The organism is Parvimonas sp. D9, assembly GCF_035282565.1.
GTDB lineage: Bacteria > Bacillota > Clostridia > Tissierellales > Peptoniphilaceae > Parvimonas > Parvimonas micra.
Genome location: NZ_JAYKBM010000138.1, coordinates 1 through 274 on the forward strand (window position 1 = coordinate 1; position 274 = coordinate 274).

1 protein-coding gene is annotated in these 274 nt (G+C 60.2%); it reads left to right on the forward strand.

Annotated features, from left to right (window positions below; translation table 11 throughout):
• Nucleotides 1-274: hypothetical protein (locus VJI94_RS08350; RefSeq protein WP_324009025.1), on the forward strand; the 274-nt coding region annotated here is incomplete at both ends.

Genomic DNA, 274 nt, shown 5'->3' on the forward strand with positions numbered 1-274 from the left:
TTGCATCAAGCAGCAGCTTTCCCGTCGAAGGGGGCAAGAAATACCGCATCCGCTACTCGCTGCGCGGCAGCAGCGGCAGTGCGATAAAGATCTATGTGCGGCGCGCCGGCTCTCCCTACGATCCGATCGGCTACAGGAAAGACCTGGTGGGCACGGACCAGTGGCAGCAGGTCATCGAAGAGTTCACTGCGCCGACCCTCGTTGCAAACGCCCGCTTCGACGTCGAAATCGCGCCCGGAAGACGTACGGTTCAATTCACCGACATTGCGATCGA